General features: G+C 66.8%; 14 protein-coding genes. 9 read left to right on the top strand and 5 right to left on the bottom strand.

All coding sequences use genetic code 11. The annotated features are described in order from the left end of the window. Positions 1-2: 2 nt before the first annotated feature. The 3 genes from prsK to WFP78_RS17665 are packed head-to-tail and all read left to right on the top strand — an operon-like array spanning position 3 to position 5459. Positions 3-2078, top strand: a complete 2076-nt coding sequence (prsK, locus tag WFP78_RS17675; protein WP_336965373.1) for an XrtA/PEP-CTERM system histidine kinase PrsK — start codon at positions 3-5, stop codon at positions 2076-2078. Then, positions 2078-3439 (top strand): PEP-CTERM-box response regulator transcription factor, encoded by a 1362-nt coding sequence (prsR, locus tag WFP78_RS17670; protein ID WP_336965370.1) that lies wholly within the window; start codon positions 2078-2080, stop codon positions 3437-3439. Before prsK ends, prsR begins: the two co-directional genes overlap by 1 nt. A 4-nt stretch (positions 3440-3443) precedes the next feature. Beyond that, positions 3444-5459: a tetratricopeptide repeat protein gene (locus tag WFP78_RS17665; protein ID WP_336965368.1), complete on the top strand. Its 2016-nt coding sequence runs from the start codon at positions 3444-3446 to the stop codon at positions 5457-5459. Here the strand turns inward: WFP78_RS17665 and WFP78_RS17660 are convergent. From WFP78_RS17660 to WFP78_RS17650, 3 genes are all read right to left on the bottom strand, one after another. Next, positions 5454-5939, bottom strand: coding sequence for a GNAT family N-acetyltransferase (locus WFP78_RS17660; protein ID WP_336965366.1), 486 nt, complete (start codon positions 5937-5939; stop codon positions 5454-5456). The genes WFP78_RS17665 and WFP78_RS17660 overlap by 6 nt on opposite strands. 13 nt (positions 5940-5952) lie before the next feature. Further along, the gene (locus WFP78_RS17655) at positions 5953-6300 is read right to left on the bottom strand and encodes a GntR family transcriptional regulator (protein WP_336965364.1); all 348 of its coding nucleotides are present in this window, start codon (positions 6298-6300) and stop codon (positions 5953-5955) included. 71 nt (positions 6301-6371) lie between these two features. Further along, positions 6372-6950, bottom strand: a complete 579-nt coding sequence (locus tag WFP78_RS17650) for a nitroreductase family protein (protein WP_336965362.1) — start codon at positions 6948-6950, stop codon at positions 6372-6374. Between the two features lie 152 nt (positions 6951-7102). On the opposite strand from WFP78_RS17650, the gene WFP78_RS17645 reads away from it, so the two are divergent. After that, positions 7103-8644 (top strand): peptide MFS transporter, encoded by a 1542-nt coding sequence (locus WFP78_RS17645; RefSeq protein ID WP_336965360.1) that lies wholly within the window; start codon positions 7103-7105, stop codon positions 8642-8644. Positions 8645-8787: 143 nt separating this feature from the next. On the opposite strand, the gene WFP78_RS17640 is transcribed toward WFP78_RS17645, so the two are convergent. Together WFP78_RS17640 and WFP78_RS17635 are read right to left on the bottom strand one after the other, a co-directional pair. Next, complete coding sequence (locus tag WFP78_RS17640) at positions 8788-9156, bottom strand: hypothetical protein (RefSeq protein ID WP_336965357.1); 369 nt, start codon at positions 9154-9156, stop codon at positions 8788-8790. Positions 9157-9247: 91 nt separating this feature from the next. Then, entirely contained in the window at positions 9248-10621 is a 1374-nt protein-coding gene (locus WFP78_RS17635; RefSeq protein ID WP_336965354.1) for an alanine/glycine:cation symporter family protein, read from the bottom strand. A gap of 85 nt (positions 10622-10706) precedes the next feature. Here WFP78_RS17635 and glmM point away from each other — a divergent pair, with 85 nt between their 5' ends. The 5 genes from glmM (at position 10707) to WFP78_RS17610 (ending at position 15397) form a co-directional block, all read left to right on the top strand. Continuing rightward, positions 10707-12047 carry a phosphoglucosamine mutase gene (glmM, locus tag WFP78_RS17630; protein ID WP_336965353.1) on the top strand — a complete coding sequence of 447 codons (1341 nt, stop codon included), beginning with the start codon at positions 10707-10709 and terminating at the stop codon, positions 12045-12047. Positions 12048-12227: 180 nt separating this feature from the next. After that, entirely contained in the window at positions 12228-12452 is a 225-nt protein-coding gene (locus WFP78_RS17625; protein WP_336965350.1) for a DUF1272 domain-containing protein, read from the top strand. Beyond that, entirely contained in the window at positions 12449-13426 is a 978-nt protein-coding gene (gene thiD, locus WFP78_RS17620; protein WP_336965347.1) for a bifunctional hydroxymethylpyrimidine kinase/phosphomethylpyrimidine kinase, read from the top strand. Before WFP78_RS17625 ends, thiD begins: the two co-directional genes overlap by 4 nt. Continuing rightward, complete coding sequence (locus tag WFP78_RS17615; RefSeq protein ID WP_336965344.1) at positions 13419-14018, top strand: ribonuclease HII; 600 nt, start codon at positions 13419-13421, stop codon at positions 14016-14018. Before thiD ends, WFP78_RS17615 begins: the two co-directional genes overlap by 8 nt. A gap of 239 nt (positions 14019-14257) precedes the next feature. Continuing rightward, the gene (locus WFP78_RS17610; protein WP_336965341.1) at positions 14258-15397 is read left to right on the top strand and encodes a site-specific DNA-methyltransferase; all 1140 of its coding nucleotides are present in this window, start codon (positions 14258-14260) and stop codon (positions 15395-15397) included. The last annotated feature ends 53 nt before the right edge of the window (positions 15398-15450 follow it).

Raw genomic sequence — 15450 nt, 5'->3', positions numbered from 1 at the left:
CGATGAACGCCGCGCTTCTTTCCATCGGAGACTGGGGGCACGCTTTTGCCGCCGCCCTGTTCGCCGCGCTCGCCATCTGGGTCGCGCGCGGGCGCGACGGCAGCACGCAGCGGCTGCTGATCGTCATCGCGCTGCACATGACGGCGCTGTGGGCGCTGTGTACGTCGTTCAGCGGCGCCGGGCGGATGCTGTCCGACCTGACCGAAAGCCTACGCAACGCCGCATGGCTGCTGGCGATGTTCGTGCTGCTGCGCCGGGGCGAGGCGGCGGGGCAGGGGCGGTCGCGCGGCATATCCGCGCTCTATGCCGTCGTGCTGGGGCTGTTGCTGCTTCAGAATGGCGTCGATGTGCTGGCGCAGGGCGTGGCGACCGATGCGCCGGAGCGGTTGCGGATCAGCCATCTGGCGCTGGTGCTGCGCATGATGGTCGCGGTGGCGGCGCTGGTGCTTGTCCACAATCTTGTCGCTTCTGCGCCGCGCCGGCATTCGCCCTATGCACTGCTGATGGCGGCGCTGGCGGCGATGTGGACCTATGACCTTGTCAGCTATGCCTTCGCCTATGCCACCGACGGCGCCGGGCAGGAGCTGACGGCGCTGCGCGGCCTTGCCATGGCGGCGCTGGTGCCGGTGATCGCGATCGGCGCGCAGCGCAATGGCGACTGGCGGCTGACGTTGTCGCGCACGGCGACATTCGGATCGCTCTCCCTGGTCGCGGTCAGCCTGTATGTCATGCTGATCGTGCTTGCGCTGGTGGCGATCGACATGGTCGCGGGCCCCTGGGCGCGCATGGTGCAGATCGGCGGCGTCTTCATGATGGCGGTCGTCGCGATGCTGCTGCTGCCCTCCGCCCGGTTCAGGGCGCAGCTGAAGGTGCATGTCGCCAAGCATTTCTTCCAGCATCGCTACGATTACCGGCTGGAATGGATGCGCTTTACCGACACCATCGGGCGCCCCGGCGAGGAGGCGGTGCCGTTCCACAGCCGCGTGGTGCAGGCGGTGGCCGACATCACCGAATCCCCCGCCGGCCTGCTGCTGCTGCGCGAGGAGGATGGGACGCTGGGCCTGCAGACGGTATGGAACTGGGCCGATCCGCTGCCGCCGGGCATCATGCTGGACAGCGCGCAGGTGGGGGCGCTGGAACAGAGCGGCTGGATCATCGATCTCAAGGTGGCCCGGCAGGGGGAGGCGCCATGCGCACTGCCGCAATGGATGCTGGACGATGCCGGCGCCTGGGCGCTGGTGCCGCTCATTCATTTCGACCGGCTGGCCGGCGCCATCCTGCTCGCCCGCCCGCGCGTCGACCGCCGGCTGGACTGGGAGGATCTGGACATGCTGCGCGCGGCGGGGCGGCAGGTCGCAAGCTACATCAGCGAGGCGCAGGGGCAGCAAGCGCTGGCCGATGCCCGCAATTTCGAGGAATTCAACCGCCGCTTCGCCTTCATCATGCATGACATCAAGAATCTGGTCAGCCAGCTGTCGCTGCTCAGCCGCAATGCCGAGCGCCATGCCGACAATCCGGCCTTTCGCGCCGACATGCTGCTGACCCTGCGCGAATCGGTGGGCAAGATGAACGACATGCTGGCGCGCCTGTCCCAGCATAACCGCGCCCGGCAGGAGGAACCGCGCGCCATCGGCTTGCGCGGTATCGTGGATCAGGTGGTGCGGTCGCGCGGGAGCCAAGGCGTGGTGGAGGTGAGCGGCACCGCGCCGATGGCCCGGGCCGACCTAGCGCGGGTCGAGCAGATCCTCACCCATCTGCTGCAGAATGCGCTGGAGGCGAGCGCGCCCGGCGACCCCGTCCACATGCGGCTGGGCCGGCAGGGCGACCATGCCAGCATCGAGATCGCCGATCGCGGCTGCGGCATGAGCGCCGAATTCATCCGCTGCGAACTGTTCAAGCCCTTCGTCTCCACCAAGCCGGGCGGTTTCGGCATCGGCGCGTTCGAGGCGCGCGAACTGGCCCGGACGATGCATGGGCGCATCCTGGTGGAAAGCCGGCCGGGCGAGGGGAGTTGCTTCACGCTGCTGCTGCCCATGGCCGCGGCGAACATCGCCCATATCGAGGAAAAGGTGGCCTGATGGCGGATATGCGCCCCAAATTGCTGATCGTGGAGGATGATGTCGGGCTGCAGCGGCAGCTGCGCTGGGCCTATGAGGAGTATCAGCTCTTCATCGCGGGCAATCGCCAGGAAGCGGTGGAGATCATGCGCGCCGAAGCGCCCGATGTCGCGACGCTCGACCTTGGCCTGCCGCCCGACCCCGACGGCACGAGCGAGGGCTTCGCGACGCTGGAGGAGATGCTGCGGATCAGGCCGGATGCGAAGATCATCGTCGCGTCCGGCCATGGCGCGCGCGAAAGCGCGCTGCGGGCGATTTCCGGCGGGGCTTATGATTTCTACCAGAAGCCGGTCGATATCGACGAGCTGGGGCTGATCGTCGCCCGCGCGTTCCATGTCCACCGGCTGGAGCGAGAAAATGCCCGGCTGGCGTTGCAGGGGGCGGAGGACAATCGCGTGCTCGGCCGCATGATCACCGCCGCGCCGGAGATGCTGAAGGTCGCGCGCACCATCGAACGGGTCGCGCTGGCGGATGTGTCGGTGATGCTGCTGGGGGCGAGCGGGACGGGCAAGGAATTGCTGGCCCATGGCCTGCACGATGCGAGCCCGCGCCGCGAGGGCGCCTTCGTCGCCATCAACTGTGCGGCGATCCCCGAGACGCTGCTGGAATCCGAGCTGTTCGGCCATGAGAAGGGCGCCTTCACCGGCGCGGTCAAGACCGTGCAGGGCAAGATCGAGCAGGCGCAGGGCGGCACGCTGTTCCTGGACGAGGTCGGCGATATCCCGCTGCCGCTGCAGGTGAAGCTGCTGCGCTTCCTGCAGGAGCGGGTGATCGAGCGGGTGGGCGGTCGCCAGCCCATCGCCGTCGATACCCGCATCGTGTGCGCGACGCACCAGAATCTGGAAGCGATGATCGTGGCGGGCAGCTTCCGCGAGGATCTTTACTATCGCCTTGCCGAAATCGTCGTGCGCATCCCGACGCTGAAGGAACGGGCGGGCGATCCGGCCTTGCTGGCCCGCCATTTCTTCTCCCGCTTCGCGCCGTCGATGAACCCCGCGATCAAGGGGCTGGCGCCCGACGCGCTGACGGCGCTGGATGCCTGGGCCTGGCCGGGCAATGTCCGCGAGCTGGAAAACCGCATCAAGCGCGCGGTCATCATGGCGGAGGGCAAGCTGATCACCGCCGCCGACCTCGACCTGGAAACGGTGGAGGAGGGCGCGGAGATCATCAATCTGAAGGCGGCGCGGGAGATTGCGGACCGCCGCGCGATCCGCCGCGCCATCGCCCGGACGCAGGGCAATATCTCCGGCGCGGCCAAGATGCTGGGGATCAGCCGCCCGACGCTGTACGACCTGCTGCGGCAATATGAGATGCAGGACTGACGGGATGCGCATGCGTTTTCTGGTCGCCGGGGTGCTTGCGCTCGTGGCCGCCCCCCCCTTGCACAGGGCGCTGGCCCATGGGCGGGACGATGCGCGCGCGCTGCTGGCGCGCGGGCTTGCGGCGCTGGACGCCGGGCAGGCGCGCACGGCGCGGATCGACCTGATGAACGCGATCAAGGCGGACCCGGACTGGCCGGTGGCCCACATCGCGCAGGCCCGCGCTCTGCTGGAACTGGGCGACGGGGCCACGGCCGGGACGGAGATCGCGCGCGCGCGGACGCTGGGCGCGCGTCCGGCCGCGAGCCGCCACCTGATGGCCCATGCGCTGCTGTTGCAGGGCCGCCCGGCCGAAGCACTTGCCGAAGCGACGGCCGCCGATGCAATCCCCGGCCAGCGCGCCTATGCCGCGCGCATCGCCGGCAATGCGTTGCAGGCGCTGGGGCGCGGGACGGAGGCCGGCGCGGCGTTCGACCGGGCTCTAGCGCTTTCGCCCCGCGATGCGCAACTCTGGGCGGATATCGGCCGCTTCCGCCTGGCCAATGGCGATGTGGCGGGCGCGCTGGACGCCGTCGACCGGGCGCTGGCGCTGGATGGCGAGGATGCCGGGATCATGACGCTGCGCGCGACGATGGTGCGCGCGCAATATGGGCTGGTGGCGTCCCTCCCCTGGTTCGAGCGGGCATTGGCGATCGACCGGGACAATGTGCCGGCGCTGACCGAATATGCCGCGACGCTGGCCGATACGGGGCAGGCGCGGGCGATGCTCTCGCTCAGCCGCCGGGTGCTGGCGCTCGATCCGGGCAATGCGCGGGCCTATATGATGCAGGCGGTGATGGCGGTGCGATCGGGCAAATATGCGCTCGCCCGCGCCCTGCTGGAACGGACCCATGGCGCGCTGGACGGTGAGCCGGCGACGATGCTGCTGCGCGGCGTGCTGTTCCTGCGCGGGGGCAATGCGACGCTGGCGGCGGAGCCGCTGGGGCGGCTGGTGACGTTGCAGCCCTTCAACCAGCGCGCGCGGTTGCTGCTGGGGCGGGCGCAATATGATGCCGGGATGTTCGGCACTGCCGCCGGGACGCTGGCGCCGCTCGCCGCGCGCGCCGATGCGGACAGCTATGCGCTGCTGCTGGCGGCGCGGGCGCTGGAGCAGGCGGGCGACCGCATCGGCGCCGAAGCCTTGCTGGCGCGGGCGTCCCGGCCGGAGCGCGGCATGGCGACGCCCTTTGCCGAGGCGACGGGCGACGCGCCGGCCGATACGACGGTCGCTGCGCCCAATATCGCCTATATCCGGGGCCTGATCGCGAGCGGGCAGGCGGGCGCTGCCATCGTCCGCGCGCAGGCGTTGCTCGCCGCCAATCGGGGGGCGCCCGATGCCGCTATCGTGCTGGGCGATGCCCTGTCCGCCGCCGGGCGGCATGGCGAGGCGGCGCGCGCCTATGAAGCGGCGGCCAATATCCGCTTCTCGCAAAGTGCGGCGCTGCGCCTGATCGGCGCATGGCGACTGGCGGGGCAGCCCGCCCGCGCGGCCAATGTGCTGTCGCTCTACCTCAGCCAGAACCCCGAAAGCCTTGAGGCCAGCCGCCTTGCGGCCACGGCTTATCTGGGTGCGGAGCAATGGGATCGGGCGATCAATGCGCTGGAGGCGATCCGCGCCCGTACCGGCAATGGCGACGGGCTGCTGATGGCGAACCTCGCCTGGGCATGGCTGGGTGCGGGGGATGCCGACAAGGCGCTGGTCTATGCCAGGGCGGCCTATCGCCTGCGTCCGGCCGATCCGATGGTCACGGATGTCTATGGCTGGGCGATGCTGCAGGCCGGGGGTGGCGGGCGTGGCGCCATCGACCTGCTGGAAAAGGCTGCCGCGCTGGTGCCGGGGCAGCCGCTGGTGCAGCTGCATCTGGGCAGGGCCTATGCCGCGGCGGGCATGAAGCGGGAGGCGTTTGCGGCGCTCAGCCTGTCCGCAGGCACGCCGGGCTTCGTGCAGCGGGATGACGCAAAGGCGGCGCTGGCCGCATTATAGCGCGCGGCGCATCATAAAGGTGCCGGGGCCGTAGGATGCGACCCCCTCGACATGGGCAAAACCGTGCGACGACCAGAATCCGTCCGCGCCGTTGACCGCGACCAGCGTGATATCGCGAAAGCCCGCCGCCCTGGCATGCGCCGCGACCAGCGCCAGGATCTCCGTGCCCGCGCCGCTGCCGCGCGTGCTCGGGAGCAGGGCGATGTCGTGCAGATAATAGCCGTCCGCCGCGTCGGGAATGCCGCCCAATGGCGCATTGAGCGCGGGCGGGCGATCGCGCAGCCAGGGATGGCTGACCAGAAAACCGGCGACCTGCCCATCCTGTGCGAAGGCGAAGCAGCCCGCCGGATAGAGCGCCAGCCGCTCGGCATAGACCGCGGCCGTCTCCGCATAATCCCCATGGACCGTTTGGGAAATGGCCGTGACCGGCGCGATGTCCGCCGGGCGCATCGCGCGCCATTTTCCCGTCGGCATCGCCATGGAGGCTGCCTTTTCAGGCGTCCTGCCTGGCCTGCAGATCGTCCAGCGACACGCCGATGCGGCGCATCTGCGCGGCGACGGGGGGCCAGATATTTTCCAGGAAATGCGCGCGTTCCGCCGTCCGCAGGCGCCGCGCAGCACCGGGCGCGACGAACATGCCGACGCCGCGCTTCACCACGATCAGCTCATCGTCCTGAAAGCTCTGATAGGCTTTGGCGACGGTCAGTGGATTGGCGCCCTGTTGCGCGGCAAAGGCGCGGACGGAGGGCAGCATGTCGCCATCCTTATACTCGCCATCCAGGATGGACGCGGAAATCACCTCTCTTAGGCGGAGGTAGACGGGCTTGGAATCATCGGCCATAGCTGCATCAGTGGCATAATACAGCGCGGCAGGTCAAGTCGCGATTGGGGATGCATCCCGCCTGCTGGCAATTATCTTTCCCAGGTCGAGACAATCTTGTCATATTCTGGCCTTGGCCGTTCGCTTTGCGTAGTATTCGCGCTGCCGATGAAGATGAACCCGGCGATCCGTTCTTCCGCCGAGCCAAATGCATCGCGCACCGCCGCATTATAGCTGGGCCAGCCGGTGAGCCAGCCGCCGAGGAAGCCCATCGCATGGGCGGCATGCAGCAGGTTCATGATTGCGGCGCCGACGGACAGCTCCTGTTCCCATATCGGGATATGGCTGTCGCGCCTGGGCGAGGAGATGGCGACCACCAATGTCGGCGCCTGATGCGCGAACTGGTGCATCGCCTCGATCTCCAGCCGCCCGGCCTCCGGCTTTTCCGCGCGATAAGCGTCTTCCAGCAGGGTGGCGAGCGCGGCGCGCTGCTCCGTCGGCACGATGACGAAGCGCCAGGGGAACAGCTTGCCATGGTCCGGCGTGCGCGTGGCGACCTCCAGCATGGTGCGCAGCTGCGCGTCGTCGGGGCCGGGCGCGACAAGGTCGCGGGGCTTGCCGGAGCGGCGGGTGCGCAACAGCGCGAGCGGATCGGAGCGGTCGTTGAACATGCCCCAACAGATGGCGGCACGCGCCCCGCCGCGCAAGCCGGCAATGTTTGAAATTATGTTCTTCACACGCGCAATTTTCGCGCTAGGCTCATGGGCATGGGGCAGGCGCCCGGCCGCCGCCCGGCAGGGACAATCGATAGGAAGAGCGCCTGATGGCAAAGACAGATGCGGGCCAGCCGGACACGCAGGGCGCGGATGGCATGTGGCTCGGGCATCCCAAGGGGCTGTTCCTGCTGTTCTTCGGCGAGATGTGGGAGCGCTTTTCCTTCTACGGCATGCGCGCGCTGCTGATCTTCTACCTCACCAAGCATTTCCTGTTTTCCGACCGCGACGCCAGCCTGACCTATGGCGCCTATATGTCGCTCATCTACATCAGCCCGCTGGTGGGCGGCTATCTGGCCGACCGCTATCTGGGGCAGCGCAAGGCGGTGCTGTTCGGCGGCGTCACGATCGCCGCCGGGCACCTGCTGCTGGGGATCGAGGGCGACCGGGGCGCGGGCGGAGCGGCGCTCGACATGTTCTGGCTGGGGCTGTCGACGGTGATCGTGGGCACCGGCTTCCTGAAGGCGAATATCTCGGCGCTGGTGGGCCAGCTTTATCCGCGCGACGATATCCGCCGCGACCCGGCCTATACGATCTTCTACATGGGCATCAACACGGGCTCCGCCCTCGGGCCGATCATCTGCGGCTATCTGGGCGAGGTCTATGGCTGGTCGCTGGGCTTCGGCGCGGCGTCGGTGGGGATGATCGCGGGCGTCATCGGCTTCGCGCTGGGGCGGCCGTTGCTCAAGGGCGCGGGGGAGCCGCCCGATCCCAAGGCGCTCAGGGAAAGGCCCTTCGGCCTGCTGAGCCGCGAATGGCTGGTCTATGCCGGCAGCCTTGGCGGCATCGCGCTCACATGGTGGCTGATCCAGAATGAGCGGGCCGTGGGCGGGCTGCTGTCGATCTCCGCGCTGCTGATGGTCGCCTATCTGCTGTACGAGGCGCTGGCCAAGCTGGACCGCGAAGGGCGCAACCGCCTGCTGGCGGCGCTGTTCCTACTGGCGCTCAACCCGCTGTTCTGGGGGCTGTACGAGCAGACCGGATCGTCGCTGAGCCTGTTCACCGACCGCCATATCGATCGCGTGATGTTCGGCTGGACAGTGCCGGCGTCGCTGTTCCAGTCGGTCAACGCCATCTTCATCCTGCTGCTGGGGCCATTCTTCGCCTGGGGCTGGCTGGCGCTGGGGCGGCGCAATCTGGAGCCGTCCGCACCGGCGAAATTCGGGCTGGGCATCATCTTCGTCGGCGCGGGATTCCTGGTGCTGGTCGCGGGGGCGAGCATGGTCGGGCGGGATGCGCTGACCCCGGTGATCTTCATCTTCCTGCTCTATCTGCTGCACACCATGGGCGAGCTTTCGCTCTCGCCCGTCGGCCTTTCCGCCATGTCGAAGCTGGCGCCGGCGCGGATGCTGGGGCTCATCATGGGCATCTGGTTCCTCGCCATGGCGGGCGGCGAATATGTCGCGGGCATGATCGCGGCGGCGACCGGCGGCGAAGGCGTGGAAGGCGGCGCGGATGCGGCCGGGCGGGTGCTGGATATCTACAGCCGGATCGGCTGGATCGCCGTGGTCGCGGGCGCGGCGGTGATGATGATCGCGCCTTTCGTGAAGCGGCTGATGCATCTGGATACGCTGGGCAAGGGGGAGGGGTGATCGGCCTAGCGCCGGGCGGGCAATGGCGGTGAGGCTGCGTGGCTGATTTGGGTGGATTGCGGACGCCAGCCCCGGTTTTCTAGGCCACGTCTATCCTGGAATTGTTAAACAGCGCCCATCGGGAGGGAATATGAAAACGAGTGCTATTTCTGCCCTATTGAAGGAAAAAACAAATCGTCCCGATAACCTAAGCAGCTGCCATCAAATATCCACCCTGATATTTTATCTTCTCTTTTTCTCAATTCCTTTATTCTTTTTCTTATTTTCGGTCCAACAGCACTTAATGTAGCGCCGTTTCCATCTCCGAATGTAATGTACCATCCATGATCTACGTCATGGAACAGATTGAATTTTCTATTGTTTAAAAATTTTATAGATATATCAGGGCATTTTTTAATAATATCTTCGCCGTACTCACGGATGAAGTCGCCCCTTGTACTATCTTCATGGCTGCACGAATGTAATGTCGTCGCAATAACGGCAAGTTTCAGTGCGACCATCCCCTTGTTCATCGATCATCTCCTGAAATTATCCCTCCTTATCTTGAGGTCCGGCCAATGTCTGCAAGGGGCGATACACACCGCCCCAATGCGCCAGCGCGATCTACCCCGCCTTCACCCGCCCCCAATAGGCCGCCACATCACGCCGCAATTCGCCCGCGCACAGGTACAGCGCGATCACATTGGGGATGGCCATCAGGAAGAAGCTGCAGTCGACGATGTCGATCACCCGGCCCAGGTCGATGACGGCGGCGGGGGGCAGGGCGACGACGTAGAGGATTTTGTAGCTCCACTGCGCGCGCGGGCCGTGGCCGAAGAGATAGCCCCATGCCTGCAGCCCGTAGAAGCCCCAGGCGACCAGCGTCGAATAGGCGAACAGGAATACCGCCACCGCGAGGATATAGGGGAACCAGGGCGAGACCTTCCCGAAAGCGGCCGACGTGATGGCGATGCCCTGCAGCCCGCCGTCCCATGTGCCAGCGACGACCAGCGCCAGCCCGCCCAGCGCGCAGACGATCATCGTGCCGAGCAGCGGTTCCAGCAGCGCGACCATGCCTTCGGACACCGGCTCGTCGGTGCGGGCAAGGCTGTGCGCCATCACGGCGGACCCCACGCCCGCCTCGCTCGCGAACACCGCGCGGCGCATCCCCGCGACGAAGGCGCCGACCGCGCCGCCGGCCGCCGCCGTGCCGTTCCACGCGCCGTCCCAGATTTGCAGGAGGGCACCGGGCACCGCGTCGGCGTGGATCACCAATATGGCGACGACGCCGGCCAGATAGACCGCGACCTTGAGCGGGGTTAGCCGCTTGGCGACCTCGCCCAGCCATGCCGCGCCGCCCAGTGTCACCATGGCGACGGCGGCGGCGAGGAAGACGCCGTATCCCCAGCCGCTCTTGATGCCGGTGACGGCGGAGACCTGCGCGAAGCTCTGGTTCACCTGCACCATCGGGATCGCCCCGAACAGCGCGAAGAAGGCGTAGAAGCCGCCCAGCGCGATGCCCAGCCGCGGCCAGCCGCGCTGCGCCAGCACGGACTTGAGCACATACATCGGCCCGCCATGGGCATGGCCGCGCGCGTCCATCACCCGATATTTGAGGCCCAGCGTCACCTCCGCCATCTTCACCGTCATCGCGAACCAGCCGATGACGAACATCCACAGGATCGCGCCGGGCCCGCCCATGGTCAGCGCCACGGCGACGCCCGCGATATTGCCAAGGCCGATGGTCCCGGAAAGCGCGGTGGCGAGCGCGCCGAACTGGCTGACGTCGCCGCTGGCCTCGCCCTTGGCCGGCTGGTTCTTGAGCACGCGGAAGGCATGGCCGACCGCGCGGATATTGGGGAAGCCCAGCCACAGCGTGAAGAACAGCATGGGCAGCGCCAGATAGAGCACGATCAGCTCGATCTGCACGCCCAGCAGCGGCACTTTGAAGAAGACGGCGGCAGAGAGCGCGTCGACGGCGCGGTTCAGCGTTTCCATCGCCGCACATTTAGGGGAGGCCGGTGGAATGTCGATCAAAGATTGCTTATAGAGCCCGGTTCCAAACAGAAGCGGTCACGGCAATATGAGCAGGAAATATTTCGGCACCGACGGCATCAGGGGCCGCACCAACCAATATCCGATGACCGCCGAGCTGGCGATGAAGGTCGGCATGGCGGCGGGCACGCATTTCCTGCGCGGCAAGCATCGCCATCGCGTGGTGATCGGCAAGGATACGCGGCTGTCGGGCTATATGGTCGAGAATGCGCTGGTCGCGGGCTTTACCGCCGTCGGCATGGACGTGGTGCAGTTCGGCCCGATCCCGACGCCCGCCGTCGCCATGCTCGCCCATTCGATGCGGGCGGACCTGGGCGTGATGATCTCCGCCAGCCACAATCCCTATTATGACAATGGCATCAAGCTGTTCGGGCCCGATGGCTACAAGCTGTCGGACGATGACGAGCTGAAGATCGAGGCGCTGCTGGGCGAGGAGATCGCGCTGGCGGCGTCGGCCGATATCGGCCGCGCCCGCCGGGTGGAGGATGCGCGCGGGCGGTATATCCATGCCGTCAAGTCCAGCTTCCCCGCCGACCTGCGGCTGGACGGGCTGAAGATCGTGGTCGATTGCGCCAATGGCGCCGCCTATCAGGTCGCGCCCTCCGCGCTGTGGGAATTGGGGGCAGAGGTGATCGCGGTCGGCGTCACGCCCAATGGCATCAACATCAATGATGGCTGCGGGTCGACCGCGCCGATGCTCTGCCAGGAAACCGTGGTGTCTTCGGGCGCGGATATCGGTATCGCGCTGGATGGCGACGCCGACCGGCTGATCGTGGTGGACGAAAAGGGGCAGATTGTCGACGGCGACCAGATCATGGCGCTGATCGCCGCCAACTGGGCGCGCGAGGGCACGCTGCGCGGCGGCGGGCTGGTGGCGACGGTGATGTCCAACCTGGGGCTGGAACGCTTCCTTGGCGGGCAGGGCATCGCGCTGGAGCGGACCAAGGTGGGCGACCGTTATGTGCTGGAGCGGATGCGCGAAGGCGGCTTCAATGTCGGCGGCGAGCAGTCCGGCCACATGATCCTGTCCGACTATGCGACCACGGGCGACGGCACCATCGCCGCGCTGCAGGTGCTGGCCGCGCTGATCCGATCGGGCAAGCCGGCGAGCGAGCTGCTGCATCAGTTCGATCCGGTGCCGCAACTGCTGAAAAATGTCCGCTTCGCTGGCGGCAAGCCGCTGGAGCATGAGGAGGTGAAGCGCACCATTGCGCAGGCGGAGGCGGAGCTTGCCGGGTCCGGCCGGCTGGTGATCCGCCCCTCCGGCACGGAGCCGGTGATCCGCGTGATGGCCGAGGGCGACCGGGCCGATCAGGTGAAGGATGTGGTGGAGCGCATCTGCGCGGCGGTCGAGAAGGTGGCGGCGTGATGACAGAGCAATGTCATTCCCGCGAATTTTATCGTCATTCCCGTGCTTCTCATAGTCATTCCCGCGGTCTTTACTGTCATCCCCGCGAAGGCGGGGACCCATCTCCCCAGCGTCGTGCCTGGGGCTTCTTATGGGAGATGGGTTCCCGCCTTCGCGGGAATGACTGCCATGGAGCCGGAAATGCTTGAAATGCGCCCCGATTGCGAACGCTGCGGCACGGACCTGCCTGCCGACGAGCCCGGCGTGTTCATCTGCTCCTTCGAATGCACTTTCTGCGTGCCCTGCGCGGAAGCGCTGGATGACCGTTGCCCCAATTGCGGCGGCGAGTTGATGGACCGGCCGACGCGCATGGGCGATGCGCTGGCGCGCAACCCGGCCTCGACGGAGCGGAAGTTCAAGGGGTGAAGCCGCCACGCATCCTCATCATCGCGGGTTCCGACAGCGGCGGCGGCGCGGGTATCCAGGCGGATATCAAGACCGTGACGATGCTGGGCGGCCATGCGATGACGGCGATCACCGCCATCACCGCGCAGAACACGCTGGGCGTGCAGGCCGTGCATCCGGTGCCGACCGCCATGGTGATCGCGCAGATGGACAGCGTGATCGCCGATATCGGCGTCGACGCGGTGAAGATCGGCATGATCGGATCGGCCGCGACCGCCCATGCGGTGGCGGATTTTCTCGCATCGTCATTCCCGCGCAGGCGGGAATCCATCTCCGACGTTGCCGATGGAGGCGAGGTGGGGGAGATGGATTCCCGCCTGCGCGGGAATGACGAAGGTAGGGATATACCCATCGTCTTCGATCCGGTGATGGTGGCGACGAGTGGTTCGGCGCTGGCGGATGCGGAAACCGTCGCGGCCTTTGAGCGGCTGATGGCCGTGGCGACGATGATAACCCCCAATGTGCCCGAACTGGAAACGCTGCTGGGCAGAAGCATCACTAGCGTAGACGCGTTGGAAAGCGCGGCGGTTACATTGATGGTGCGGCATGGATGTAGCGTCATGGCGAAGGGCGGCCATCTTCCCGATCAGCCCGACGATGACGAGGCGACGGTCCACGATCTGCTGGTGACACCTGGCGGCGTCTACGAACATCTGTTCCCGCGGCTGGACACGCGGCATAGCCATGGCACCGGCTGCACGCTGGCAAGCGCGATCGCGACCGGCCTTGGCGCCGGGCTGGACGAGGACGATGCCGTTGACCGTGCCGAGGCGTTCCTGCATCGGGCGCTGGCTGTGGCGCCCGGCCTTGGCAAGGGACATGGGCCGATCGGCCATGCGCTGGGGCAGGTGCCCTTCTACAGCATCCTGGCGCAAACCGATGAAGAGGGGTGGGACGCAAAAGCCTTTGCCGCCCGATGGCCGTCCCATGCCTGATTTCGCCCATGAATTGCGCCATCATCCCGGCCTTGTCGCCGGGGTGGACGAAGCGGGGCGGGGGCCGCTCGCCGGGCCGGTGGTCGCCGCCGCCGTCATCTTGCGGCAGGAGGATTGCCCGGACGGCCTGAACGACAGCAAGAAACTCACTGCCGCGCGCCGCGCCGTGCTGGAGCGCGAGGTGAAGGCGCGGGCGCTGTGCTGGGGCGTCGGCATGGCGAGCGTGGAGGAGATCGACAGCCTCAACATATTGTGGGCCACCATGCTGGCGATGACCCGCGCGGTCGAGGCGCTGGACCATGACTGCGCGCATGTGCTGGTGGACGGCAATCGCTGCCCCAAATGGCGCTATGCCTCGACCGCGATTGTCGAGGGGGACGCGAAATGCCTTTCCATCGCCGCCGCCTCGATCCTCGCCAAGGAAGCGCGGGACCGGATGATGGTGGCCGCCGCGCGCGAACACCCGCATTATGGGTGGGAAAGCAACAAGGGCTATGGCAGCGCGCAGCATCTTGCCGCGCTGCGCGCGCATGGGCCGACGTCGCTGCACCGGCGCAGCTTCGCGCCCGTCGCGCAACTGCTCCTGCTGTGATCGCGCCCCTCGGCCCGGCGGTGACGAAAAAAATCCGGCGCGCGGAAATGGTGAGTCTTCCGGGCAACACCACGACATGTTGAGTCCGGGTGTGAGCAAACGACTCAACATGTCGTGGGGACTCGGTTCGTTCTCCCGTTCCCGAGTCGCTGTCTCAGAGTCCCATGCTAAGCGGTTGATCTTGACGGGAGACTCCGAAAGACTCATTCCAGTTCCTCAGACAAGGGGGCAAGACGTTCATGGGTGTGATGGAACGCGTACAGACGCGACGGAAAAAGGCTGCGCCCATCGGCGCGCCCGTGGAAGCCGACCGCCTGATCAAGGGCGACTGCATCGCCGAAATGGCCAGGCTGCCCGATGCCTGCATCGACATGATCTTCGCCGACCCGCCCTATAATCTGCAACTGGGCGGCGACCTGTTCCGGCCCGAGGGCGGGCGCGTGGATGCGGTCGACAATGACTGGGACAAGTTCGACACGCTCGCCGCCTATGACCGCTTCACCGCCGCATGGCTGAAGGAAGCGCGGCGCATCCTGAAACCAAACGGCACCATCTGGGTGATCGGCAGTTATCACAACATCTTCCGCGTCGGCGCGACGCTGCAGGATCAGGGCTTCTGGATTCTCAACGACATCATCTGGCGCAAGGCGAACCCGATGCCCAATTTCAAGGGCACGCGCTTCACCAACGCGCATGAGACGCTGATCTGGGCCAGCCAGGGCGAGGACAGCAAATATACGTTCAACTATCGCGCGATGAAGACGCTGAACGACGAGCTGCAGATGCGCTCCGACTGGGTGCTGCCGATCTGCGGCGGGCAGGAACGGTTGAAGCGCAACGGCACGAAGGCGCACCCGACGCAGAAGCCGGAATCTCTGCTTTACCGCGTGCTGCTGGCCTGTACCAAACCGGGCGACGTGATCCTCGACCCGTTCTTCGGCACCGGCACGACCGGCGCGGTCGCCAAGCGGCTGGGCCGCAAGTGGATCGGCATCGAGCGGGAGGATAATTATATCGAGGTCGCGCTGGAGCGGATCGAGGCGGCGCTGCCGCTCGATGAATCCTCCCTGTCGATCATGCAGACCCCGCGCCAGGCGCCCAAGGTCGCCTTCGGCACGCTGGTCGAGACCGGTTATCTGACGCCGGGCGCGGTGCTGACGGACAGCAAGCGCCGCTGGAGCGCCACCGTGCGCGCCGACGGATCGCTGCAGGCGGATGCGGCGTCGGGTGGGCACCAGGGGTCGATCCACGGCGTCGGCGCGAAGCTGCAGAATGCGCCCTCGTGCAATGGCTGGACCTTCTGGCATTATGACGCGCCCGATGGCCTGAAACCCATCGACGCGCTGCGCCAGACCTATCTGCTGGCGACGCAGCCCTGATTGGGGCGGGCCTGATTGCGCTCGCCTGCCGCCTTCCATCGTCCATTGAAACG

The organism is Sphingobium aquiterrae (genome assembly GCF_037154135.1).
GTDB classification, from domain to species: Bacteria; Pseudomonadota; Alphaproteobacteria; order Sphingomonadales; family Sphingomonadaceae; genus Sphingobium; species Sphingobium aquiterrae.
Note: the sequence above shows the minus strand (reverse complement) of the source record. Positions and strands in the feature narration are given on the sequence as shown.

Coding starts and splice junctions, on each gene's coding strand:
- prsK (WP_336965373.1), top strand. CDS start 3: ATGAACGCCGCGCTTCTTTCCATCGGAGACTGGGGGCACGCTTTTGCC.
- prsR (WP_336965370.1), top strand. CDS start 2,078: ATGGCGGATATGCGCCCCAAATTGCTGATCGTGGAGGATGATGTCGGG.
- WFP78_RS17665 (WP_336965368.1), top strand. CDS start 3,444: ATGCGCATGCGTTTTCTGGTCGCCGGGGTGCTTGCGCTCGTGGCCGCC.
- WFP78_RS17660 (WP_336965366.1), bottom strand. CDS start 5,939: ATGGCGATGCCGACGGGAAAATGGCGCGCGATGCGCCCGGCGGACATC.
- WFP78_RS17655 (WP_336965364.1), bottom strand. CDS start 6,300: ATGGCCGATGATTCCAAGCCCGTCTACCTCCGCCTAAGAGAGGTGATT.
- WFP78_RS17650 (WP_336965362.1), bottom strand. CDS start 6,950: ATGTTCAACGACCGCTCCGATCCGCTCGCGCTGTTGCGCACCCGCCGC.
- WFP78_RS17645 (WP_336965360.1), top strand. CDS start 7,103: ATGGCAAAGACAGATGCGGGCCAGCCGGACACGCAGGGCGCGGATGGC.
- WFP78_RS17640 (WP_336965357.1), bottom strand. CDS start 9,156: ATGAACAAGGGGATGGTCGCACTGAAACTTGCCGTTATTGCGACGACA.
- WFP78_RS17635 (WP_336965354.1), bottom strand. CDS start 10,621: ATGGAAACGCTGAACCGCGCCGTCGACGCGCTCTCTGCCGCCGTCTTC.
- glmM (WP_336965353.1), top strand. CDS start 10,707: ATGAGCAGGAAATATTTCGGCACCGACGGCATCAGGGGCCGCACCAAC.
- WFP78_RS17625 (WP_336965350.1), top strand. CDS start 12,228: ATGCTTGAAATGCGCCCCGATTGCGAACGCTGCGGCACGGACCTGCCT.
- WFP78_RS17615 (WP_336965344.1), top strand. CDS start 13,419: ATGCCTGATTTCGCCCATGAATTGCGCCATCATCCCGGCCTTGTCGCC.
- WFP78_RS17610 (WP_336965341.1), top strand. CDS start 14,258: ATGGGTGTGATGGAACGCGTACAGACGCGACGGAAAAAGGCTGCGCCC.